General features: G+C 47.3%; 20 protein-coding genes. 2 read left to right on the top strand and 18 right to left on the bottom strand.

From position 1 onward, the window contains the following. Window positions 1–60: 60 nt before the first annotated feature. From accD to RGU75_RS20045, 16 genes are all read right to left on the bottom strand, one after another. Window positions 61–933, bottom strand: a complete 873-nt coding sequence (accD, locus tag RGU75_RS19970) for an acetyl-CoA carboxylase, carboxyltransferase subunit beta (RefSeq protein ID WP_322238975.1) — start codon at window positions 931–933, stop codon at window positions 61–63. Window positions 934–1,098: 165 nt separating this feature from the next. Continuing rightward, the gene (trpA, locus tag RGU75_RS19975) at window positions 1,099–1,896 is read right to left on the bottom strand and encodes a tryptophan synthase subunit alpha (protein ID WP_322238977.1); all 798 of its coding nucleotides are present in this window, start codon (window positions 1,894–1,896) and stop codon (window positions 1,099–1,101) included. 197 nt (window positions 1,897–2,093) lie between these two features. After that, window positions 2,094–3,359, bottom strand: a complete 1,266-nt coding sequence (trpB, locus tag RGU75_RS19980; protein ID WP_322238979.1) for a tryptophan synthase subunit beta — start codon at window positions 3,357–3,359, stop codon at window positions 2,094–2,096. Between the two features lie 238 nt (window positions 3,360–3,597). After that, complete coding sequence (locus RGU75_RS19985; RefSeq protein WP_322238981.1) at window positions 3,598–4,266, bottom strand: phosphoribosylanthranilate isomerase; 669 nt, start codon at window positions 4,264–4,266, stop codon at window positions 3,598–3,600. Between the two features lie 184 nt (window positions 4,267–4,450). Beyond that, window positions 4,451–5,269 (bottom strand): tRNA pseudouridine(38-40) synthase TruA, encoded by an 819-nt coding sequence (gene truA, locus RGU75_RS19990; RefSeq protein WP_322238983.1) that lies wholly within the window; start codon window positions 5,267–5,269, stop codon window positions 4,451–4,453. A 181-nt stretch (window positions 5,270–5,450) separates the two neighbouring features. Then, window positions 5,451–7,640 (bottom strand): FimV/HubP family polar landmark protein, encoded by a 2,190-nt coding sequence (locus RGU75_RS19995; RefSeq protein ID WP_416186883.1) that lies wholly within the window; start codon window positions 7,638–7,640, stop codon window positions 5,451–5,453. Beyond that, window positions 7,637–8,188 (bottom strand): hypothetical protein, encoded by a 552-nt coding sequence (locus RGU75_RS20000; RefSeq protein ID WP_322238987.1) that lies wholly within the window; start codon window positions 8,186–8,188, stop codon window positions 7,637–7,639. Before RGU75_RS20000 ends, RGU75_RS19995 begins: the two co-directional genes overlap by 4 nt. A gap of 345 nt (window positions 8,189–8,533) precedes the next feature. Continuing rightward, window positions 8,534–9,667: an aspartate-semialdehyde dehydrogenase gene (asd, locus tag RGU75_RS20005; protein ID WP_322240679.1), complete on the bottom strand. Its 1,134-nt coding sequence runs from the start codon at window positions 9,665–9,667 to the stop codon at window positions 8,534–8,536. A gap of 115 nt (window positions 9,668–9,782) precedes the next feature. Further along, window positions 9,783–10,853 carry a 3-isopropylmalate dehydrogenase gene (gene leuB / locus RGU75_RS20010; RefSeq protein ID WP_322238989.1) on the bottom strand — a complete coding sequence of 357 codons (1,071 nt, stop codon included), beginning with the start codon at window positions 10,851–10,853 and terminating at the stop codon, window positions 9,783–9,785. Between the two features lie 169 nt (window positions 10,854–11,022). Continuing rightward, complete coding sequence (gene leuD / locus RGU75_RS20015) at window positions 11,023–11,670, bottom strand: 3-isopropylmalate dehydratase small subunit (protein WP_322238990.1); 648 nt, start codon at window positions 11,668–11,670, stop codon at window positions 11,023–11,025. Between the two features lie 95 nt (window positions 11,671–11,765). Further along, on the bottom strand, window positions 11,766–11,936 hold the full coding sequence (locus tag RGU75_RS20020) for an entericidin A/B family lipoprotein (protein WP_322238991.1): 171 nt from the start codon (window positions 11,934–11,936) through the stop codon (window positions 11,766–11,768). Beyond that, entirely contained in the window at window positions 11,920–13,320 is a 1,401-nt protein-coding gene (leuC, locus tag RGU75_RS20025; protein WP_322238993.1) for a 3-isopropylmalate dehydratase large subunit, read from the bottom strand. Before leuC ends, RGU75_RS20020 begins: the two co-directional genes overlap by 17 nt. A gap of 444 nt (window positions 13,321–13,764) precedes the next feature. Beyond that, window positions 13,765–15,819: a PQQ-binding-like beta-propeller repeat protein gene (locus RGU75_RS20030; protein ID WP_322238995.1), complete on the bottom strand. Its 2,055-nt coding sequence runs from the start codon at window positions 15,817–15,819 to the stop codon at window positions 13,765–13,767. A gap of 915 nt (window positions 15,820–16,734) precedes the next feature. After that, window positions 16,735–17,415 (bottom strand): response regulator transcription factor, encoded by a 681-nt coding sequence (locus RGU75_RS20035; protein ID WP_322238997.1) that lies wholly within the window; start codon window positions 17,413–17,415, stop codon window positions 16,735–16,737. Between the two features lie 225 nt (window positions 17,416–17,640). Beyond that, window positions 17,641–18,183 carry a type II secretion system protein gene (locus RGU75_RS20040; protein ID WP_322238999.1) on the bottom strand — a complete coding sequence of 181 codons (543 nt, stop codon included), beginning with the start codon at window positions 18,181–18,183 and terminating at the stop codon, window positions 17,641–17,643. Continuing rightward, a complete protein-coding gene (locus tag RGU75_RS20045; RefSeq protein WP_322239001.1) occupies window positions 18,170–18,550 on the bottom strand; it encodes a type II secretion system protein in 381 nt (126 codons plus the stop codon). Before RGU75_RS20045 ends, RGU75_RS20040 begins: the two co-directional genes overlap by 14 nt. A gap of 262 nt (window positions 18,551–18,812) precedes the next feature. Between RGU75_RS20045 and istA the strand changes: the two genes are divergently transcribed. Then, the gene (istA, locus tag RGU75_RS20050; protein ID WP_322240175.1) at window positions 18,813–20,336 is read left to right on the top strand and encodes an IS21 family transposase; all 1,524 of its coding nucleotides are present in this window, start codon (window positions 18,813–18,815) and stop codon (window positions 20,334–20,336) included. Between the two features lie 11 nt (window positions 20,337–20,347). Further along, the gene (istB, locus tag RGU75_RS20055) at window positions 20,348–21,118 is read left to right on the top strand and encodes an IS21-like element helper ATPase IstB (protein WP_322232626.1); all 771 of its coding nucleotides are present in this window, start codon (window positions 20,348–20,350) and stop codon (window positions 21,116–21,118) included. 48 nt (window positions 21,119–21,166) lie between these two features. Here istB and RGU75_RS20060 read toward each other — a convergent pair whose 3' ends face one another. Continuing rightward, window positions 21,167–21,685, bottom strand: coding sequence for a type II secretion system protein (locus tag RGU75_RS20060; protein ID WP_322239003.1), 519 nt, complete (start codon window positions 21,683–21,685; stop codon window positions 21,167–21,169). Beyond that, the gene (locus RGU75_RS20065) at window positions 21,682–23,757 is read right to left on the bottom strand and encodes a secretin N-terminal domain-containing protein (RefSeq protein ID WP_322239005.1); all 2,076 of its coding nucleotides are present in this window, start codon (window positions 23,755–23,757) and stop codon (window positions 21,682–21,684) included. The genes RGU75_RS20060 and RGU75_RS20065 overlap by 4 nt, the downstream gene beginning before the upstream one ends. Window positions 23,758–23,759 lie beyond the last annotated feature (2 nt).

The raw sequence follows: 23,759 nt of genomic DNA on the forward strand, positions 1-23,759 counted from the left end.
ATCAATCAGGCAATTTCTGTAACCAAATGTCGATCATCAGCTCAGATCAAAAAAAACACATCAAGCGAGCGTTTCGGCTGGTTGATTCTGCAATAAGGCTAGCAAACGCGCGATCTCTTCGCGCATCTTGCGTCGATCGACGATCATATCGACTGCGCCTTTAGTGACTAGAAACTCAGACCGCTGAAATCCTTCAGGCAGTTTTTCGCGCACAGTATTTTCGATCACGCGTGGACCAGCAAAACCAATTAACGCTTTCGGCTCCGCGATCACAACATCACCCATAAATGCAAATGACGCAGATACCCCACCCATGGTCGGATCAGTTAAGACGCTTATATACGGTAATTTCTTTTCCGACAATTTAGTTAGCATTGCTGTCGTTTTTGCCATTTGCAATAACGACAACAAACCCTCTTGCATACGCGCTCCACCGGTCGCTGTAATGCAGATAAACGGTACTTTTTGCTCAAGCGCAGCTTGTGCACCGCGAACAAACCGCTCACCGACAACAGAGCCCATTGAGCCACCCATAAACTCAAACTCAAAACAGGCGACCACAACAGGCAACGTCATAATAGCGCCACCCAACACGATAAGTGCGTCGGTTTCACCGGTAGCTTCCATCGCCGCTTTGAGGCGATCCGGATATTTTTTACTATCTTTAAATTTAAGCGTATCAATAGGCAATGTTTCCTGGCCAATTTCATAGCGTCCACCAGCATCCAGAAGCGCATCCAGACGGTCACGCGCGCGAATACGCAAATGATGGCTGCACTTTGGGCAGACATGAATGTTGGATTCCAGGTCAGTCCGGTATAACACCGCTTCACAGGAAGGGCATTTAACCCACAGTCCTTCCGGGATCGATTTGCGGGTTGCCGAGTCACTGCGCTGGATACGGGGCGGGAGTAGTTTTTCAAGCCAACTCATAGAGCGACCTCCTTCATATTTTTTACTTGCCGAATTGTACCTTCAACCAAAAAACAGCGATAGTAAATCGCTGTTTCTACACAAACTTAGTGATTGAAGATTAAATGCCAATTTAGCAAATTTTTGTTAACGCCATTAACCAGGCCTGCGCGAGTACGACGGAAATTATTCGTCCAAAGCTTTCCGAATACCGCTGATAAATGTTTGCACCGCTGCAACAGCATGCTCACGCGGGGTATTTTCAAGTTCCTGAATAATGCGACTTCCGATGACAACTGCATCCGCTACTTGCGCCACTGCTTTAGCGGTAGCTGCATCGCGAATACCAAAACCGACACCAATAGGCAACTTAACGTGCTTGCGAATTGCTTCGATGCGCTTCGTGACTTCAGCGATATCGATATTAGCCGAACCCGTCACGCCCTTAAGCGATACGCAATACGCGAAACCACCGCCAACTTCGGCAACCTGCTTGATCCGCTCTTCAGTAGAAGTCGGCGCGAGCAGGAAGATAGGATCCATGCCATTGAGGCGCATCTTATGCGCAAACTCTTCACACTCCTCGGGTGGATAATCGACAACGATGGTGCCATCAATGCCCGCTTCTTTTGCAGCACTAATAAAAACATCCACGCCCATCCGTTCGAGGGGATTAGCGTATCCCATCAACACGACTGGCGTATGGGTATTGGTCTGCCGAAAAACCCGTACATACCCTAACACGTCATGCAGGCTGACATTGAATTTAAGCGCGCGTTCGCATGCCCGCTGGATAACAGGGCCTTCGGCCATTGGATCAGAAAATGGGACACCCAACTCAAGAATGTCGGCACCGCCAGCGACCAGAGCGTGCATCAATGGTACGGTCAACTCTGGATCTGGATCACCAGCGGTGATAAACGGGATCAGACCCTTTTTGTTATTTGCGGCCAGTGCGGCCAACGTAGTCTGGATTCGTGACATGGTTGTCTTAGAAAAATTTTCGTGAGCTATTGATTAAATTAAGCAGAACAAGCTCGGCCTAACAAGTTGTTTGAGATAAATCGCTTAAAATCTATCCATCGAAATACATTCAGTCTGCGTTCGGCAAATCATGATCATGTAGATCAGAGCGTATCGCCACCAACGGGTTTCCCCATGGTGGCGATTTTGTATTAACGCTATGCCGACTTCAACCGCTCAGCCACAGTATGCATATCCTTGTCACCACGACCAGACAAGTTTGCCAAAATAATTTTATCTCTCGGCAAAGTCGCTGCAAGTTTGGCAGCGTAGGCTAACGCATGACTGGATTCCAGAGCGGGAATAATTCCCTCAATAAGGCAACAGGTGTGAAATGCATCAAGCGCCTCATCGTCAGTGATCGTCTCATAGGTCGCACGACCACAGTCCTTCAACCATGCGTGCTCAGGACCAACGCCCGGATAGTCCAGGCCGGCAGAAACCGAATGCGTTTCAATAACTTGACCGTTCGCATCTTGGAGCAAATATGTTCGGTTGCCATGCAAAACACCGGGTGAACCAGCAGTCAATGAGGCTGAGTGCTTGCGGCTTGCCAATCCTTCACCCGCCGCTTCAACACCGATCAAACGGACGTCATGATGGTCTATATAAGGATAGAAAATACCCATTGCATTTGAACCGCCGCCGACGCACGCGACCACATAATCCGGTTGGCGACCGATCATTTCCGGCATCTGTATCAGGCACTCTTCACCAATGACAGACTGAAAATCACGAACCATCATCGGATAAGGATGTGGTCCTGCAACAGTGCCGATGATATAGAACGTATCCTCAACATTCGTCACCCAATCTCGCATCGCTTCATTGAGCGCATCTTTCAATGTCTTTGATCCTGATTCAACAGGCACGACTGTGGCACCTAGCAGATTCATTCGGTAGACATTTTGTTTTTGACGCTTGATGTCTTCACTACCCATATAAACCACACATTCCAAGCCAAAACGGGCACAGATCGTAGCTGTTGCGACACCATGCTGTCCCGCACCGGTTTCCGCGATCACGCGAGGTTTACCCATGCGCTTGGCCAGCAATGCTTGTCCGATCACATTGTTAATTTTGTGGGCGCCTGTATGGTTCAAGTCTTCGCGCTTGAAATAAATTTGTGCACCGCCCATTTGCTCAGACCAGCGTTTAGCGTGATATATCGGACTTGGGCGACCAACGAAATGTTTCAGTTCACTTTCATATTCAGCAACAAATTCCGGTTGATACTGGTAGTGCGCATAAGCTTCCGTCAATTCTTTGAGGGCAAGTGTCAAGGTTTCTGACACAAAGCTGCCGCCATACATACCAAAGTGACCCCTTGCATCAGGCAAATTGTAATGTGCAGCTTGCTGTAAGGTCGCGGTGGCGGGTGGTTGGCGCTCAGCAAAGTGCTCAAGCGGATTTAATTCTTTCATCTTTTTCTTTCTGAAAATGGCTGATTGACTGCTGATTGACTTTTATTGAGGGCATTTAGTCACCTCAAAGTGCGCAAAAAATACTGAGCACTATCAATAGATCTCGTCTTAAACCGTAGCCAACAATCTGCAGTTAATACTGCTGGCAAATATAGCACCCACAATGCACTAAAGATAATAGGACTCGCCGCACCATGCACCGCAGAATTCGCGCGGTTCAGTGGATTGCGAACAAAACTTACTCAGGCACTGTATCTGCTTGACGTACGGCTTCGATAAAAGCACGGATCTTTGCGGGATCCTTTACGCCCTTTTCTTGTTCGACACCACTGCTGATATCGACCGCAAAAGGACGAACACGTACCACCGCGTCAGTCGCGTTTTGTACGCTCAAGCCACCACTTAAAACGACCTGAGGCGCGAGTTCTTTTGGGATGAGAGACCAATCAAAAACCTTTCCGCTACCACCATAACCATCTACCAAGGTATCGAGCAACAAACCGGCAAATAGCCGACCATCAGATCGATATGTACGATTGTACTCTATCAAATCGCTGGCGACTGTTGCAGCACCTACACGCATTGCGCGCAAAAAAGGGCGATTGACACGTTTAGCTGCTTCATTGCATTGCAAAACCGATTCGTCACCATGAAATTGCAACAAAGACAACGGGGCCACATCAACTGTCGCAGCGACCTCATCGGCCGTCGCATTGACGAATAATCCTACCGCAGTAACGAACGGTGGCAATGTAGCAATTAGTTGCGCTGCTCGTTGAGGCGAAACAAAACGTGGACTTTTTGCATAAAAAACAAAGCCTATAGCATCCGCGCCAGCAGAAACCGCTGCCGCAACATCTTGCTCACGTGTCAAACCGCAAATTTTGATTCGGGTACGCTGGATCATGTTTATAGAGGTAATAATATGAGTAAAAATAGATACGAATCATCTATTTCGCAGAGATTCACACAAAACTTAGCAAAGGAGTGCTTTAGGCATCCACTTTATTCACTCTGAGCTCCAATGACGAACCTCCGCAAATAACGTCAATATTGGCCATAAATATTGATCTGTTTTGACTATATACGGATTATAACCAAGGTAATATTTTACTTTGTTGCTGCGGTAGTTTCCATTTTTGGTCGTATTCAACTTTCGCCAAATATAAGCCGTCCGGCATAAACGTTGGCGCGGCCCGACTCCGATCTTGCTGTAAAAGTAAGTCCGCTATCCATTCAGGGGACTGTTTTCCGATGCCAACGAAAATTAATGAGCCGATCATATTACGCACCATATGATGCAAAAATGCATTTGCGCGTAGGGTGAAGACAACCAGATCACCACTGCGGGCAATATTTACCTCATGCATAGTACGAACAGGAGAACGTGCCTGGCATTCGATGGCTCGAAAAGCTGAAAAGTCGTGCGTGCCAACAAAGTGCTCTGCGGCCGCCTGCATTAACGCCAGATCAAGTGGGCGAAAAGCCCACCCCACCTTATTCACCAACAAGGGCGATCGAATTGGATGGTTGTAAAGTAAGTAATGATAAGTACGCGCAGTTGCGCTAAAGCGTGCATGAAATTGTTGGTCACCATCAACGTGGTCGGTTACTTCAGCATGCGGTACTTCGCAAGCCCAACGTACCGCGATGGATGGCGGTAAAAAAGCATTCAATCCACGTACCCAAGACGATGCGTCTCGCGCCAATGGGGTATCAAAATGCACCACCTGTTCAAGCGCATGAACACCTGAATCAGTACGCCCAGCGCAAATGGTCGAAACTTTACCCTGCGTGAATTTTTGCAAGGCAAGCTCTAACCGATCCTGAACGGTCTTGCCGCTAGGTTGCGTTTGCCACCCCTGCCAAGGAGTGCCATCATATTGCACGCCGAGAACGATTCGCCTCACACCAACTCCACTTAAAAAATATCGCCATTAAAAGACAAAAAAGGCCATAACAATTTGGACTAGGAACCCATCGCAAAAAAAAACACTGCGTTTAAACACAAACGGGCGCCAGCATAACGCTGCGCCCGTTAATTGCCAAATATTATTAGCACTTCAAATTAAAAAATGCTCACCAACATTTTTACGTAAGCTTTACCAATAACGCTTTCGCCGTTGCTATCTGCCCCACATCACCGCCCTTTAATACCTCTTCTAGTAATTCGCGCGCGCCTTCACTATCACCAATTTCCTGATAAGCAGCAGCAAGATCAAGCTTAGTCGCCATTTCCGTGTTGTTCATAACAAGAGGAGCCTTCAATATTTCCTCTGACAAACTATGCTTATCAGCCACATTGACAAGATCAAGATCCATAGCTGAAAACTCGAACTCCAGGGGAGCAGCCATCACGAAGGTTGATGCTACATTCGATAGTGGAATAACAGGCTCCAGAAGAGTTGGAACCCCACCTGATACCTCTACAGTCGGGTCTGATGGAATATGTTTATACTGTACGCCAGTTTCAGCAGACGAACCCGTGACGCTAAAATCAGAGCCTGTCAACGCTTTGTTTTCAAGATCAAAATCCAGAGATTCCAGAATCGCCTTAGCGGATTCAGGTGTCGTCATCGTGATCGCCGAATGATGGCTCTTATCGACAGGGTCATCTAGGGGCGCAAAGTCAAAATCCAGATCTGGCTTGTCGTCTGGTTCCAATATATCTTTAAGTGGATCAGCATCTACATGCGACGGAGTGAGTAATATCGGAACTGCCACCTCCTCGACATCCAGTATTCGACTTTGTGTATTCAAAGGTCCAGGAATAACTCGCGGCGCATTAAATTCAAGTCCTTCCATTGGTTGCGTAGGAGCAGTTATCGATGCTGCTTTACTAACTACTTGCTCTGGCAAATCTCCTCGCCCATACAATGGATTAGTAGGGTCTATCGTCACTCCTAACGCCGCCGCTTGCTGCCAATCCTCCCCCTTCCCGACTGTTAGACTGTAGAGTTCGCTAGCTAGTATTTCGAAGGCCCGCACATCCTTACGCGCCGCATAAATTTCTAATAATTTAACGCGAATCGCATCACGCGTTGGCTGTCCGCGTAACGCTTCTTTTAAAATTTCTTCTGCCTGCAAGTCACGTCCATAAGCGATATAAACGTCCGCTTCAGCTACAGGATCGACATTCGTATCAAGATCGCTAACCGAAGGTACGAAATTAGAATTAAATACGCTATTTTTAGTATCAGTGCTCTGCCCTCCAGCCGCACCAAATAATGTGCTCGACTTGATCCCCGAGGTGCCCTGCGACCTTCCACCATTAGCTAAAAACACCTGCTGCTTGTTGCGACGCAGTCTGCTGATACCAAGGGCTGCTAATAGCAATGCCAACACGCCGACACCAGGTAATAGCAAAGGATTATCCGCTAAACCGCTTAAGGTGCTGGACTCAGGAGAGGGTGTTGCCAACTTCGGAATCTGCTTGGGCTGAGTAGGCTTGGGTGGCGAAGCGTCAGCTACCGCCGCAACTGATAACACAGGAGTAATAGAAGGTGCATTAGGGGCGACACCTGCCACAGTGGGCATCATCGAAGACGGTGTTGACCCAACTACGAGGGCAGCTTGAGGAGATGCACCAACAGATGGGGCAGCCGAAGCTTTTCCAGAGCTATCCGCTTGCTTTTGCAACTCCTCTAAATTCTTATTTTTTTGATCTATGACTTTTTGTAAGTCGTTAATATTTTTTTCTAGTTCCTTGACCCGAGTATTTGCTTCAACGTTTGTTTTTTCATGGGCAACTTGCTCTTCAGTCGCTGCAACCAATTTCGCATCCGCTTTAGAGGTGCCGCCAGCGCGTGATAGTTTCAGTTTGTCTTTGGCGTCGTTCGTAGGATTTGCCGGCTCTTCCACTTTCGCAGTGATTTTACCGCCACCACTCTGTTTTGCCTCATCGCCAGCACGCGGCGTTGCCGTGAGCAACTGACCAGCCAGCGTATTGCGATATCCGTTAAAGTCTTTCGACATTGCCAGAATTACACTTCTAGCTTCTGCTGAAGAAACGGTACGTGCGTTGTCCGCATCGGGAATTGAGAGAATCTGACCGCTACGCAAACGATTAATATTTTTATTGATAAATGCATTTTGATTGCCGCGATACAGGGCGACCAACATTTGATCAATTGACACGCCGTCCGGCAAGTTGGTATCCGCAATTTGATAAAGCGTATCGCCTTTCTTTACCCGGTAATCTCCAGCGCGTTTTTTATCACCCGTAGCAGCGGGAGCTGATGTTTTGGCTGTGCGAGATTCAGTGTGATCAGGTTGAGCTATTTTTTTTCACTATAACGTGGAAACGAGCGATCATTTCTCGCGCCGGGCAAAAACGCGGCAGCGTCCGCACCAGATGGCGCAGACGCTATTGTGGGACCCACTGCTGATGGGCGAACTGGTACAGTAATTTGTGCACTTTGCGCCACGTGAGAACTGGCGGGATCGAGCAAGACGTTATATTCCCGCACAACGCGCGTATTCGTGCCGCCCAACTCCATTAACACTGCAACAAATGGCTCGTTAATTGGTTGCGTAGAAGTTACGCGTACGAATTTACGCACTCCACGCTGATCTATCGAAAATTGGAGAGATAATAATGCGGGATTAAAATCGATATTGGCCTGTTTGTATGCATCAGCAGACGCTAATTTTGCAACTAATTGCGACTCCTCATCCTTGGCCACGGAAGTTAATTCAATCTCAGCACGCAGTGGTTGGCCTAGCGACGACAAGATCGTTAACTTACCAAACCCAGCGGCATGTGCTCCGGCCATCATTACCATGGAAGAAATGACTGCTGATGTAATTGTCTTTAAACCAACGGACATTAATTTGCTCGATGAATGTAAACTCTTGTTTAGTGGCATTGAAGACATTCCGTTGGCGTAAGTTAGAAGACAAATCTTGCGTTTTATCAATGTTATTTCCTGAGTTTTAAAACATTAATATTGCCCAAAAAGTCGAGCTAGGCCGATTCATTAGATATTTAGTAGATTACCAGTCTGGCAACAAATCACGAATAGTATTGGTCGCATTAAAATTACCAATAAAACAATGCCATGAAAATCTATCGTTGGACAGGGATGAACATCAACAATTGTATTATTCCGTCCTTAAGCCGCCTCTTGTAGACAACAAAAAGACGGAAGTCGCAATTGAACTAGTTCGCTTTTTTATTTATCCAACACAATTCGCAGCATGCGGCGCAGAGGCTCTGCAGCTCCCCACAGTAATTGATCACCAACAGTAAATGCCGAAAGATAATCACCACCCATTTCCAGTTTGCGTAAGCGGCCAACTGGAATCGTTAAGCTACCGGTGACTGCAGCTGGCGTCAGGTCACGCATTGAGGCCTCACGACTATTCTCGACAACCTTTACCCATTGATTGTTACTAGCGATGATGTCGTTAATTTCGTCAAGCGGCACATCTTTCTTCAATTTGATGGTGAGAGCTTGCGAGTGGCAACGCATGGCACCGACACGGATACATAACCCATCAACCGGAATAGGTTTTTTCCCACTGCTAAATCCTTCACCACGGCCGAGAATTTTATTCGTTTCTGCGCCGGCTTTCCACTCTTCTTTAGACATTCCGTTACCGAGATCCTTATCGATCCATGGAATTAGATTTCCGGCAAGGGGTACGCCGAACTGCTTGGTTTCGTCTGCAGAAAAACTATGCTGCTTAGCCAATACTTTACGGTCAATTTCAAGAATCGCTGCCGCAGGATTGTCGAGCAATGATTTGACTTCTGCATTGATTGCACCAAATTGGGTCAACAATTCACGCATATGTTGCGCGCCACCACCAGATGCTGCCTGATAAGTCATCGAGGTCATCCAGTCAATCAAATCATGCTGAAACAATCCACCCAGGCCCATCATCATGCAGGAGACGGTACAGTTGCCGCCTACGTAGTTTTTAATACCCCGCGTCAGTCCATCTTTAATGACATTCAAATTGACAGGATCCAACACGATGATGGCATCGTCTTTCATCCGCAAAGTTGATGCTGCATCAATCCAGTAACCGCTCCATCCGGACGCACGAAGTTTTGGGAAAATATCACTAGTGTAGTCACCGCCTTGACACGTAATAATGATCTCGCATTTTTTTAACGCCTCAATGTCATTAGCATCTTTTAATGTTGTTTCATTTTTTGCCAATGCAGGCGCAGGTCCGCCTGAATTTGAAGTTGAAAAAAATACCGGTTCAATATGGGCGAAATCGCCCTCTTCCTGCATTCGCTGCATCAGGACCGAACCAACCATGCCACGCCAACCGACTAAACCAACCAGCTTCATCATCATTCCCTAAAACATGAACGGGGAAACGCCCGTAACGTCAATAAATACTAAGAAAACATAAAATACAATGAAAACACAAAAGAAGGGTTCTACACCTTCTTAGTCGCGTAACTTAAGCCAAAGCCTTACATACGGCTTGACCCATTTCAGTTGTACTGACTTTTGTTGTCCCCGCTTCGTAAATATCACTCGTCCTCAAACCTTGCGCCAGGACCTTCTTTACTGCCGCCTCAACGCGATCAGCCTGTTCTGCCTTATTCAAGGAAAACCGCAGCATCATCGCAGCCGATAAAATGGTAGCTAATGGATTAGCAATGCCCTTACCTGCAATATCAGGCGCTGAGCCGTGTGAAGGCTCGTATAAACCTTTGTTATTGGCATCCAATGAAGCGGATGGCAACATGCCAATTGAACCGGTCAGCATCGCCGCTGCGTCCGACAGAATGTCTCCGAACATGTTGCCCGTGACAATGACATCGAATTTTTTTGGTGCGCGGACCAATTGCATCGCTGCATTGTCCACATACATATGCTCAAGCGCGACGTCCGGATATTCTTTATGGACGTCCGTTACAATGTCACGCCAAAACTGAAAGGTTTCAAGAACGTTCGCTTTATCGACACTTGTTAAACGCTTATCGCGTTTTTGTGCCGTCTGAAAGGCAACGTGCGCAATCCGACGAATTTCTGTCTCAGCATAGCGCATCGTATCAAAACCTTCGCGCTCGCCTTTGAATGCACCATCAGGGGCCGTACGTACGCCGCGCGGTTGACCAAAATAAATATCGCCGGTCAATTCACGAATGATCAAGATATTTAAACCTGATACGACTTCGGGCTTCAGCGTTGAAGCACCGGCTAATTCTGGGTATAAAATCGCAGGACGAAGATTGGCAAACAACCCTAAGTTCTTACGCAAACCAAGAATTGCCTGCTCAGGACGCAACGAACGTTCTAGTGAGTCGTACTGATAATCACCCACTGCGCCGAATAAAATGGCATCCGCCTCTTTTGCTAATTTAAGTGTGCCTTCTGGAAGAGGATGGCCGTGTGCGGCATAACCAGCTCCGCCAACAGAGGCTGTTTCCATTTCGAAACTTTCACCAAGTACCTTAAGAACATTCACCGCTTGCTCTATGATTTCAGGACCAATACCATCGCCCGGTAAAATTGCAATTTTCATGTTTTGTATTTAAATAAGTTCAAAGAAACGTTGAAATAATAACGCGCAGTCGATGGATATATTTTTATCGCCCTAGCCATTCAGGATAGTCGCCAAGCGCAAGCCAAAAAAACCATCTACATAAGATACTACTGTGCATATTTAGAATCATTGCATAAACGCAACTGCATCAAATCGTATTGGCTAACCATGGTTGCTCAAACAAATGACGATCTTCAAATTCGTGAATTTTGTCGGCCTGACGCAGTGTCAGTCCAATGTCATCCAGGCCATTTAGTAGACAATACTTACGAAACTCGCCCACTTCAAACGGATAGCTCACGCTACCGTTCGAGGTCGTCACTAATTGTTTTTCGAGATCGATAATCAGGCGGTAACCAGGAAACGCCTTCACTTCATCAAACAGGCCGTCAATCTGCGTTTCCGGCAAAACAATTGGTAGCAAACCGTTTTTGTAGCAATTATTGAAGAAAATATCGGCAAAACTTGGTGCGATTACAACGCGGAAACCATATTGATCCAGCGCCCACGGCGCATGTTCACGCGACGACCCACAGCCGAAGTTCTTGCGCGTTAAGAGAATCGAAGCGCCTTGATAGCGCTCCTGGTTCAGTACGAAGTCCGGATTAAGCGGTCGTTTTGAATTATCCACTCCTGGCTCGCCATGATTCAGATAGCGCCATTCATCGAACAAGTTCGGCCCAAATCCGGTACGCAAAATAGATTTCAAAAATTGCTTCGGTATGATGGCATCGGTATCGACATTAGCACGGTCCAACGGTGCCACCAAACCATCCAGTACAGTAAATTTATTCATCACATTTATTCCAAATAAAGCGCTTCAAGCTAGCGACAAAGAGACAATAACAACGTAAAACACAGTGCAATTAAACACATAATCGCTACTGAAAATTACTTGCCTTGCATTTTTTCGCCCACATGTTCGACATCTTGGCCGAAACCGTGAAATGTATTACAACCAGCCATTGAAGTAGAAATAGCAGCAAGAAGACATAAAGCAATAATTTTTTTCATATTTACGAAATCAAAGGTACAAATAAACGTTCTATAGGGATCGTACATCAACAAAATGACCTGCGATTCCCGCTGCAGCGGCCATTGCCGGACTTACCAGATGTGTACGCCCACCATTACCCTGGCGACCTTCAAAATTGCGGTTTGAAGTTGATGCACATCGCTCACCTGGCTCAAGGCGATCGGCGTTCATGGCCAGACACATTGAACATCCTGGCTCGCGCCACTCAAAACCAGCATCTTTAAAAATTTTATCCAGGCCTTCGCGCTCAGCCTGTTCCTTAACCAGACCAGAGCCGGGAACAACCATCGCCAGCTTCACATTTGATGCACGGAATTTGCCGCGAACCACTACCGCTGCTGCACGCAAATCTTCAATACGAGAATTAGTACATGAGCCAATAAACACTTTGTCGATGCGAATATCTTCCATCGCGGTATTTGGCTTCAGCGCCATGTAAGCCAACGCCTTTTCCATGCCATCGCGTTTGGTCGGATCTTTTTCTTTATCGGGATCCGGCACGCGGCCATCAATCGGCACCACCATCTCTGGTGAAGTGCCCCAAGTCACTTGCGGCTTAATTTCGGCAGCATTCAGTGTAACCACCATGTCAAATTTGGCGCCGACATCAGAGTGCAGCGTACGCCAGTAACTAATAGCCCGCTCCCAATGTGGTCCAACTGGTGACAATGGTCGCCCTTTGACATAGTTGATAGTGGTGTCGTCCACGGCAATCATGCCAGCACGCGCACCTGCCTCAATCGCCATATTACAAACTGTCATTCGGCCTTCCATCGACAAAGAACGAATTGCTGAACCACCAAATTCAATCGCATAACCAGTTCCACCAGCAGTACCGATCTGGCCAATTACCGCTAGTACCAGATCTTTAGCAGTGACGCCGTTCGGTATCACACCGTCGATTTGTATAAGCATCGATTTGGATTTTTTGGTCAATAGCGTCTGAGTTGCCAATACGTGCTCTACTTCAGACGTCCCAATACCTTGGGCCAGACAGCCAAATGCGCCATGCGTTGATGTATGCGAATCGCCGCAGACAACTGTCATCCCCGGCAAGGTGGCACCTTGCTCAGGTCCAATCACATGGACGATACCTTGACGTAAATCGTTCATGGCAAAATAAGTCAGGCCATATTTTTTGGCATTGGCATCCAAAGTCTCGACCTGAAGACGCGAAACTGGATCAACGATCCCATGGGCGCGATCAGTAGTGGGAACATTGTGATCGGCCACAACTAGATTAGCAGGAACTCGCCAAGGCGTGCGCCCGGCTAGCTTAAGTCCGTCAAAAGCTTGAGGACTCGTCACCTCATGCAGTAAGTGACGATCGATGTAAAGAATTACCGTGCCATCTTGTTCAGCATGGACCACGTGAGATTCCCATAATTTGTCGTAGAGCGTTTTTAGCATGATCAATCGCGTATCTGGACGCGCTAAACAGTGAAATTAGCCTATGATTATGCCATAGTTGGGGAGTTCAAATTTAGCTGAAAAGCGCCACGGTGTCATAAAAACATCACTCATGTGCGGAAACCGTTTGTAAATAGAAAATTCTGCGGGTGATGTTTGAAATTTTTAAATTTTTTCAAACCATCCGGCAAAATCTTATTTATTGACTATTTTATAATTATTTTTTTGATATTAAATACAGTAACTACCGATCTCATCACTCGATAAATACAAATAATTCGTTCCTTTTGCATTATCACGACTGAAACATCATTATTGAACACCCTTCCTCACTCAAGAGGAGGAGTTTATTGAAAAAGTTCAAAGCGATTCGAGAGAAAATACAAATAAGCTCAAGCGCAGCTTCCTTCTAGGTCGACAGGAAGCTGCGTCAAAAACGAACTGTTAGCTTACGAAAGTCAATTCGGCGTGATAGCCGGGCTGAACCCACAATGTGTTGCGGTACTGACTTTTGAGCGTCGTAAAGGCATCTTTGCCGATCATCTCACCTGCGCGCACCGCGTCAAATGTTCCGTTGATGAAGTCTGCCAGATGTTTAGGCCATTCATAATGCCCGTTCGCACCCGCTGTCACTGCAAATGATTTTTGCGAGTGATGTCCTTCGGGATCGGTAAGCGAAATAAGAATATGGCTACCTACCGCCAAGTCACCGGTTGAGATAATCGCGCTAACCGTTTTCCAGGTTGGAGCGTCCCCGGTAGCCGGCTTAATTGTCACCGTTATTTTCGCATCTTTGGATTGCGACCAAATCATGTTGAGGTACTGGCTATATTGCGGTGCAAACGAACCATCTTTTTGTTCGACACCAGCGCGGAACAACGTGGTGTTATTGAGTTGATCAGCCACGTACTTAGGCCAGCGATAATGGGTATTACTACCGCTCGGCAAAGTGATGTCGATGCTCGTTGGTTTAACGTTCGGCTTAGTCGCAGTAACGGTCACCGTACTGCCGACAGGCAAATCGCCGGTTGCATTGATCTGGCCAGCTTTAATCCAGGAAAGACTAGCCGCCGGTTCCCCGATACTTTTTGAGACCCGTCCTGTATTAGCAGCGTCGCCTCGTGCCTTCGGCCATGGGCCCTTAGCCAGAGATGTGCCATCGCCCTTGATCGCCACAATGCAAGTATCATCGCAGGCAATCGCGTAAAGAGTGCCGTCTTTGCCTATCGTTAATTGAGAGGCGTTACGATTTTCAGATGATTTCCATTTTTGCTCGCCCGTTGCAGCGTCAATCGCATACAGCGCTTCTGTTGTGCCAACGTAGAGAAGTCCCCCAGCGCTAACTGCAGGCGTTGCGGTAACGCGTTCTTTATAATGATAGGTTGTACTTTCTCCAAATGGAAAAGTCCAGCGCGGGACGTGGGAATTATCGTCCAATGTGAGTGCAGAAAGCGCGTAACGTGTTCCGTTGACTGCGGAGTCGGCGAAATAAATCGAGGAGCCAGCGATCACCGGCTCCGTTAACAAGCCCCCCATATATCGTCTATCGGACTTAAAGCTATAAAGTAAATGAGCCGGTTGATCAGGATACTCTGCATTAAGAGAGTAAAGACCATATTCTGTTTGCGTAGAGTTATAGTTGGCCTGCTTGTATCCAAGTGTATAAATTACACCGTTGTCACCCACTGCCGACTGCAGCGAGCGCATAGGTAATCTGACTCCCTTAGATGCATCACCATTTTCTGCGACGGTAAAGTTGGCGCCGTTGAAATGCCCTTGTTCCTGAGTAGAAATATGCGCTACACCGGCTGCATCAATGACAGGAGAAAAAACCTCAAAATATTCGTTAAACTGCGGTTTAGTACAACCGACACCTTTTAATTGTTTTTGCCATTTTATCAAACCATCGTTAAAACCAACGCCTAAAAATTCATGTTCAGATACGGAACTTGATACCGCATTGCATCGATTGAAATAAAGCGTCCCATCCTCTCCCAATGCCGCTGTGTCTACATGCTGGGTTGACATCTTGGACAAAGGCTCAAGTGGGGTCGTCCTTAATACATTTCCAGTACGCGTGTCCACAAATATCAGCAAACTACTATCAAATAGTCTTGCTACGACCGTGTTATCTTTAACAATTAACCCTGTAAAGCTTCTGTACCGATTGTGATAATAAGGGACTTCCAAATTGTGGCCGGTAGGATATTCGGTCAAATAATCTAGACTCCACTTAAGCTTAAATTGATCTTCTACATCGCTGAACCCGAGCATACCGATGTGTCTTGCTTTAGCGCTATGATTGGTTCGGCCAGCATATACATCACCCCCTGCATCTAATGCCAAGTCAAAGAACTTATCTCCCGGTGGCTGGTATTTCCATTTAAGTTGTGCCACATCAGACCCCGCTGTTTCGGCGGACATAGCTGCTTGTGCAGAGGTGAAAAATAGCGCGCTAACGGCTGCACATATTATTAATTTTGGCAATACTTGTTTCATTGGATTCTTCTTTTCTATTATTAACTCAGCGAATCAGATGAAAGCGATACCAATTCATCCGGCTAGCCAAATCGATACAACGTGGGGCAAAAAAATTTAATATTATCTAATGTTAATTAATTAAATATTAAATATATGTATTATTACAACAATCAATCGATATTTTATAAAATTGCATTATTGATTATTGGTAAAATTAATTATTTTAAAAATTGTTGAAGTGATATGAATGCTATTGTTACCGTTTATAAAGATAGATTCTAATTTATTTCTATATTGATCGCAAACACCATTAATCTTTACATCAATGAAAAAATGTAATTAAGAAAATAATTATTTATTTATTACATAACTATTAATAAAATTACAAAGATAATTCTTAGTTCTAAAGGGTTGCATCGATAAGAAAAATCTGTATTTAATATTTGTACTTAATTCTAATTAAGGGCATGCCTAAATTGATTAAAATAATATCTAGCCCTTACTATTAAACATTAATGACGGTGATCTTTATGTTCCCATAATAATCATAAAAATATAAGATGTCGGATAGAGTATCCATCTGAGATATATCTTGGAATTGTTATTTTCAGCGCCTAAGAAAAATCTAATATTTATATAGATTTTTCTATTTTTCTAAAGTGTTGAGGTGCAGAACCTCAACAACTTAAGTGACAAGCGTTTTGAGGGAAATTTATCGCATACGCGACTTGGCTACCATCTAAAAATTGCCAAATGGTATTGATGCGCCTGCACATCGTTTGCGTAGGCATGGTCACGGCTTACTTGTTAGGCGCTCAAACGCACAAGGCCAACGTCGCAAAATATGTCAATAGACTTCGAAGACGCCGCACCACGGTGACTTAACAGCAATGATTGCTTGTCCTAAGCCCCTCGCATTGCAGTCGCGATAATTTATTTTGGATTCTCTTGTTCAGGAGGTGAGATATTTGTCAGTCCAACTTGAGAATTGAGCTGAAAAAGTTCAGCGTCGTTAGCGCAGGCCAGCTTCTGCATACCCGTTCGTTTCTGATTGCTGATGGTTTTGCTGCTGCGTCGAAAATGATCGGCAATTGCCTGGACCGACATACCGCCCAAAAACATGCGGAGAACTTCCAGTTCTTTTTTTGAGAGCAAGGCGATTTTATCAACTTCGGGACGAGTGCTTTGTTCGGCAAGACTCGCAGTGAGACTGCGGCTTAAATATTTATAGCCGTTGCCCACACGTTTAATCGCTAACGGTATTTCGTTCAGATCGCTACTTTTGTTGAGCAGACCGTGCACGCCAAGCTGCACAATCTTGCTCAGCAACGCTGGATTGGTCAACACCGTCAAGACGATTAAGGTAACCTTGGGAAAGCGACTTTTTAGACGACTCAGCATTTCCATACCGTCACCGAAAGCGCCGCCAGGCATCGCGTAATCAGTCAATACCATATCGACTTGTTGGCTGTTGAGTATCGCAAATAATTCAGTCGAATTAGCGGCGGTACCAACCAGATTCACGTTTGAGAGACCTTGCAAAAGTGACTGCACTCCCAACAAAACGACTGGGTGATCGTCTGCTAACACCAATTTTACTTGTCGAACATGCATGCGCTTATCCCGTGAAATGTGTCACTTTCGCACTTCATCATATCGGCAATAATGTCGCCAACTATTCAAGTAGATTATAGCGCGTAGTTACACAAGAGAAACAAAAACGCATAACACATACAAAAAAAAATTAATTAAACATGCAAACACTAATGAATATTCTCCTCAAAAAGCCGGACTTGCGATCTACATTACGTCTAGACTAATTCCACTCATTTGTCCCATCTATTGCTTGCAAACCGCCGGTGACGCTGGCGCTACAGCGCTTCCCCTTGCAGTAAACTTCCAATCGGAATACTGAGATTTTCCATCAAAATCCTTACGACCTTTAGAAAAACCATTTTGTTTGAACGGCTCCATTTGGCTTTTACTAAAGACGCCCATGATATGGTCGCTTTCGTTCATGATTAAACCCCATCCACCATTGCCAATTGTTTCAATATCATCCTGGCTACTGGATTGTCCCTCTGTGCGCATGTGCATCGGATCAGGAAACATTTTCCGCAAATGTCGCATTACCCGCAAATCCCGACGATCTTCAAGCAATACATCCAGATTTGGCGGATAGCAACCACGCACTGGTCCACTTTCGTAGTAACTCTTAATCGCTTGGGCGATCTGATCTCCGTTGAATAGCAAATCTGCCTCTTTCTCTCTCATCAAACGCACTGACAAATCACCCGACAGTTTTAGTGCCATGATGCTCATAACGGCCACAATGATGAGCACCGAGAGATAGGCAAATCCCGGTTGTTTACCATTCCGCATAGGCCCCTCCTCCGAGGGAGGTACCTGGCGCACCACTACGAACCTCCTGAATTTCTGAGTCTTCGTTCAGTTCAGTCAACCAGGTATCACGGCGTCCTGTAACAGGGTCAAGCGGGACCTCTTTTAAATAACGCCGACTGACCAGATCTTCGAGCGCCTGAGGCCCTGCAGTGAGATCTTGACGATAGTTGTCAATTGCTTCGCGCAGACCGCGAATGTTATGTTGCAGTACCACCTCTTTGGCACGCTCAGTTTGTTTGAAATATTTCGGCGCTACTAACGTCATCAGCGTGGCAATAATCGCCATCACCACTAATAACTCTATTAAGGTAAATCCTTTTTTACCATTGGTTATACGGAATGCCATTGAGACCCTCTTTTGTATTCATTGACGACATGGGTATTCTGGCCGATCGTGACCACCGATTCTGGTCTATCGTGACCGACCATTCTGGCGCATCGTGACCGCTCATTCCGGTCTATCGTGACCGATTTCAAGCCCGACCAGAATCGGCGGTCACGATAGCAGAATCATCGGTCACGATACCGGAATGGTGTCGTACAGCACCGTGATGATGTTACGCATAGAGCAACCGAACGGGTACGCTTCCAGTTTGTCTGGAGACAACGTGCCCGTACAAAGGATCACTATGCGTAAGATAAAAGACGTATTACGTTTAAAACTGGATGCCAAACTATCGCACCAGCAGATTGCCGCAGCACTGGGGATTTCAAAAGGAGTCGTCACCAAGTATGTCGGCCTGGCCGCCGTTGCCGGTTTGGACTGGTCGGCGGTGCAAGATGTAGACGACACCGAGTTGGCGCACCGGCTTTTGGTCACGCCAGAACGGACCCGAGACCATGTCCAGCCAGATTACGCCAGGCTGCATCACGAACTGCGGCGCAAGGGGATGACGCTGATGTTGCTATGGGAAGAGTATCGTGCCGATTATGCCCAGCACCAGACCTATGCCTACTCACAGTTCTGCGTGAATTACCGGCAGTTTGCCAAACAGCTCAAACGCTCTATGCGCCAGATTCACCGGGCTGGCGAGAAACTGTTCATTGATTATGCTGGTCCGACTATCGGTCTCACTGATGGTAGCCGTGCCCACATCTTCGTCGCTGCTCTGGGCGCATCGAGCTACACCTATGCCTGTGCTACGCCGCGTGAGACGATGGCCGACTGGCTCACTTCGACAGCGCGTGCGCTGCGCTTCTTCGGCGGGGTACCGCAGTTGATTGTTCCCGATAATCCGAAGGCTATGATCGCCGACGCCAATCGCTACGAACCACGCAGTAACGACACCGTACGCGATTTTGCGCGCCACTACGGCACCTCCATCTTGCCAGCCCGTCCGCGTCATCCTCAGGATAAAGCGAAGGCCGAATCAGCAGTGCAGATCGTCGAGCGCTGGATCATGGCGCGTCTGCGACATCAGCAATTTAGCAGCGTCCACGAGGTCGATGTCGCCATCGCACCGCTGCTGAGCGTACTTAACGATAAGCCGTTTCAGAAGCTACCCGGTAGTCGCGCCAGTGCGTTTGCCCAACTCGATGTCCCGGCGCTACGGCCTTTGCCATTGCAATGTTATGAGATGGCGCATTTCAAGACTGTCAGGGTGCATAACGATTACCACGTTGAGATCGGCCGCCATCACTACAGTGTGCCGCAAGCCCTGGTCGGTCAGGTGCTGGAAGCCCGGATGACAGCGACGACAGTGGAAATCCTGCATCGCGGTCAACGTGTCGCCAGTCATCCGCGCAACAGTGGCGAAGGCGGGTTCACCACCGACACCCTGCATATGCCGGTGGCGCATCGTGCGCAATTGGAATGGACGCCACAGCGACTGATTCACTGGGGACAGACCATCGGTACGGCGACAGCGGAGGCGGTGACGCGTCTGATGGCCGAGAACAGACATCCCGAGCACGGCTACCGTGCCTGTCTTGGTCTGCTGTCATTGGCCAAGCGCTACGGCAAGCCACGTCTTGAAGCAGGATGCATGCTGGCCTTACAGCTCGGTGCCTGCCAATACCGCCACGTCCGTGACATTCTCAAAAATAACCGTGATCGCACACCGTGTGCCCCAGTTGGCGATTGGGTCAGTCCTGACCATGCCCATGTGCGTGGCCCTGATTACTATCAATGAGGATGTCAACGATGATGATGCATACCACTCTGGCCCAATTGCGGACCTTAAAACTCGATGGCTTAGCGACCGGACTGGAGGAACAATTGACGCAGGCCAGTATGGCGGCGATGAGTTTCGAGGAACGTCTGGCACTCTTGGTTGATCGCGAAGTCCATTGCCGCAATGACCGCAAGCTCCTGCGCCTGCTTAAGAACGCCCACCTGAAATACGCACAAGCGGCGATTGAAGACATTGATGCCCGCTCGGGGCGTGGCATCGACCGCCGTGAAGTGATGAGTCTGGCGCTGGGAGATTGGGTCAGTGCTGGCCACAGCATTCTCATTACCGGACCGACCGGTGCTGGCAAATCGTGGCTGGCCTGCGCACTGGCACAGTACGCCTGTCGGCGCGGATACTCTGCTGTTTATCAACGCGTACCCCGTCTACAGGAAGAACTACGCATCCGGCACGGCAGCGGCAGCTTTGGGAAATGGCTGCTCCAACTCGCCAAGATCGATGTCTTGGTACTTGATGACTGGGGCATGGGCGCGATCGACAGCACGACCCGTTCCGACTTGCTGGAGATGATTGACGACCGGGCGGCAAACAGAGCGACGATTATTACCAGTCAACTTCCTGTTGACCATTGGCATGCCTGGATTGGCGACGCCACTATTGCCGACGCCATCCTGGACCGCATTCTGCAGCGCAATCATCGGCTGACACTGACCGGCGATTCACTGCGTGGCGCAGAACGACCTAAAACCAGCAAAAAGGAGAAAACTATCGACCCATCGTGACCGCAGACATTACAATTTAACCGCGTAACAACATCGCAGGCGCAGCGGTCACGATCGGCCAGAATGAGCGGTCACGTTGACCAGAATACGCAACGACACATCGAAGACATCGGCGCCGGCTTGCGGCGCATCGAAAGCACTATCGTAACTACGTAGTTGCCAGGTTTCAGCTGCCGACGTATCAGGACAATTGCAGGTAGGATCACGTGGCAATCTTCGCAAAAAATATCGCTTTCCACCGTTAATATTTTTTTTATCTGCGACTCCGGTCTGGAGCACTTCCAAATCTGGTGGGTAACCGGTAGCACCTACTACTTTTGCTATATCACCGTCATCTGATGCCTGTTTGTAGGCGTCGATAGCACTGCGAATTTTACGTAATCCGTCCTTGAGAGTTTGCTCTTGGCTACGCCGCGCCATTAGCTCTGTCATTGGCAATAACGCTGCTGCTAGAGATGCGAGTATTGCGAGCGACACCATGAGTTCTATCAATGTGAAGCCGTTCGATTTAGTAATTTCTACGGTAGCGCCAGCACCATTCTTCACACGCCTTAACCTAACCGTCATGTTAAATCCGGCTTCAATTCTCTATTCGCCAAGTAGGAAGACATGCCTGCCACAGTCGCTTTAGCTAAGGATTGAGGATTTGCAGCTGGCTGGGAATACCCGACTGTATTTGGCCTCAAAGGCGGCGGCACTGAAGCGGGCACTCCCTTATCAACCGGAACTCCTTGATCAATTGGCAACTCAAGGTCGGGTAGCTCCTCAGTCTCTTTTTCCTCTCGGCGAGTCTGCTCCTCGACCTGTGGTGTTGAAACCGAAGCGGTACCACCACCAGCCGTCAAACGCGCGCCTTCCGTATTGCGCAATATCAGACTATCCTGGCTTACACGTGATTCAGTACCAGAAATGAAGGTAGTTACATGTGCTCCTGGCAATTCAAGTTTACGTTCGATGCGTGGCGTAATGACCAACACCAGTTCTGATTTTGAATTATTACCTTCACGGCTGCCAAACAGACGGTCAAGTAACGGGAGTTGACTAAGGCCGGGCAAACCGGATTTATTATCTTCGCCTATACGATTTATTAACCCGGCCAGAATTTGTGTTTCATTATCTTTGGCGGTTAACGTCGTCTTTGTCTTACGCTGATTTATTCGATAATACTTTGCGCCTTTTGGGGAGACTTCTGAAGCGCCCAGGCTTGATACCGTCAAGTCAATATCGACACTAATCTCGCCATCAAGACTGATCGTCGGCAAGACGTCAAATTTAAGACCGACATCCAACATTTCGACTTTTTCTGAGGTCGCGCCAGAGTCTGTCATCAGGTTGGTGATGACTGGGATTTTCTGACCAATCTCAATTTGTGCTTTCTTACCATTTTTGACCCGAATTTTAGGATTCGCTAACACTTGCATATGTGTCGCTTTCTGCAACATGTTTAGTGTCAAGCCCTTTTTTCCACCTAGATCGACAAACAGATTATTTTTGGTCAAGCTCGACAACACATTCAATGGAATATTGGTACTTCCATCAACACCGCCGTTAATTCCGACACCAATCGACCCTGGATATTGAACACCCAGATTGAGCAAATCATTGCTGCTAATTTCAAGTACCTGCACATCTAAGGTGACTTCAGCCTCTGGGCGATCAAGCGCCTGCACTAAGCGACTCGCGAGTTCCAGGGTTTCTGGAGCGTCACGAACAACAATGGCGTTGATCCGCTCATCGATATAAATGTCTCTGGTTTTTAAGGTCATTTTCAACGCGCTACTAACCGATTTTGCATTCGCATGACTCAGAAAGAAGGTCTTTACTGCCATGTCCCTATATTCCTTGTCCTTGCTGGCGCTAGCTGGATAAATCAGTAACGTGTTGTGATTCAACACCTTTTTCCGCAATCGATTGGTCGCAAGTAATAAATTGATAGCATCTTCCGCTGTCGTTTTCTTAGCCGAAATGCTGGCGGTTGCAGACTTCGATACGTCGGCGTCAAAGATAAAGTTAACCCCGGCAAGCTTAGAAATAGTATCGAAAATACTAATTAGGTTATGCGAACGGAATGTCAACGATATAGGCTTCTGTAGCGAAGTACCTAGCGCTGGGGATAGCGTTTTAGATTCTGCAACACGGCGCATCAAAGTATCGCGTAATTTGATTGCATCGGGCAATGCAGGATTCTCTTCCAATACTTTCCAGATTAGCTGAAGTGCATCATCTGGGCGGCTTTCTGCAATAAGGCGCGCTTCAATCAGAGATTCTTTTAAATGTTTACGGCTGCCAATCTGGTCGATAGCCTGACGTGCCCGCATATTTCCGGTATCGTATTTCAGGACTGTCTCAAAGCGCTCAAGCGCGGTCTTTTCATCATCCGCTGCAAGTGCGCGCTCTCCTTCTTGATAATAACGTCCGACTAGTTTATCGACCTGTTTAAACATGGCACTATCAAGACGCATGTCCTCAGGATTTTCTTTTTTTGCCTTTTGCAAAACATCGATTGCTTCTTCCAAATGACCTTGATTTGACAGCTCTTGGGTCGTTTGAACGGCGCGAGGCACAGCACATCCCGTTACTATCGACGCAACCGCCACCATCAAAAAACTTTTTGCCATACGGCATTTTAAATTTGACATAA

This window comes from Glaciimonas sp. CA11.2 (genome assembly GCF_034314045.1).
In the GTDB taxonomy this organism is placed as follows: domain Bacteria; phylum Pseudomonadota; class Gammaproteobacteria; order Burkholderiales; family Burkholderiaceae_D; genus Glaciimonas.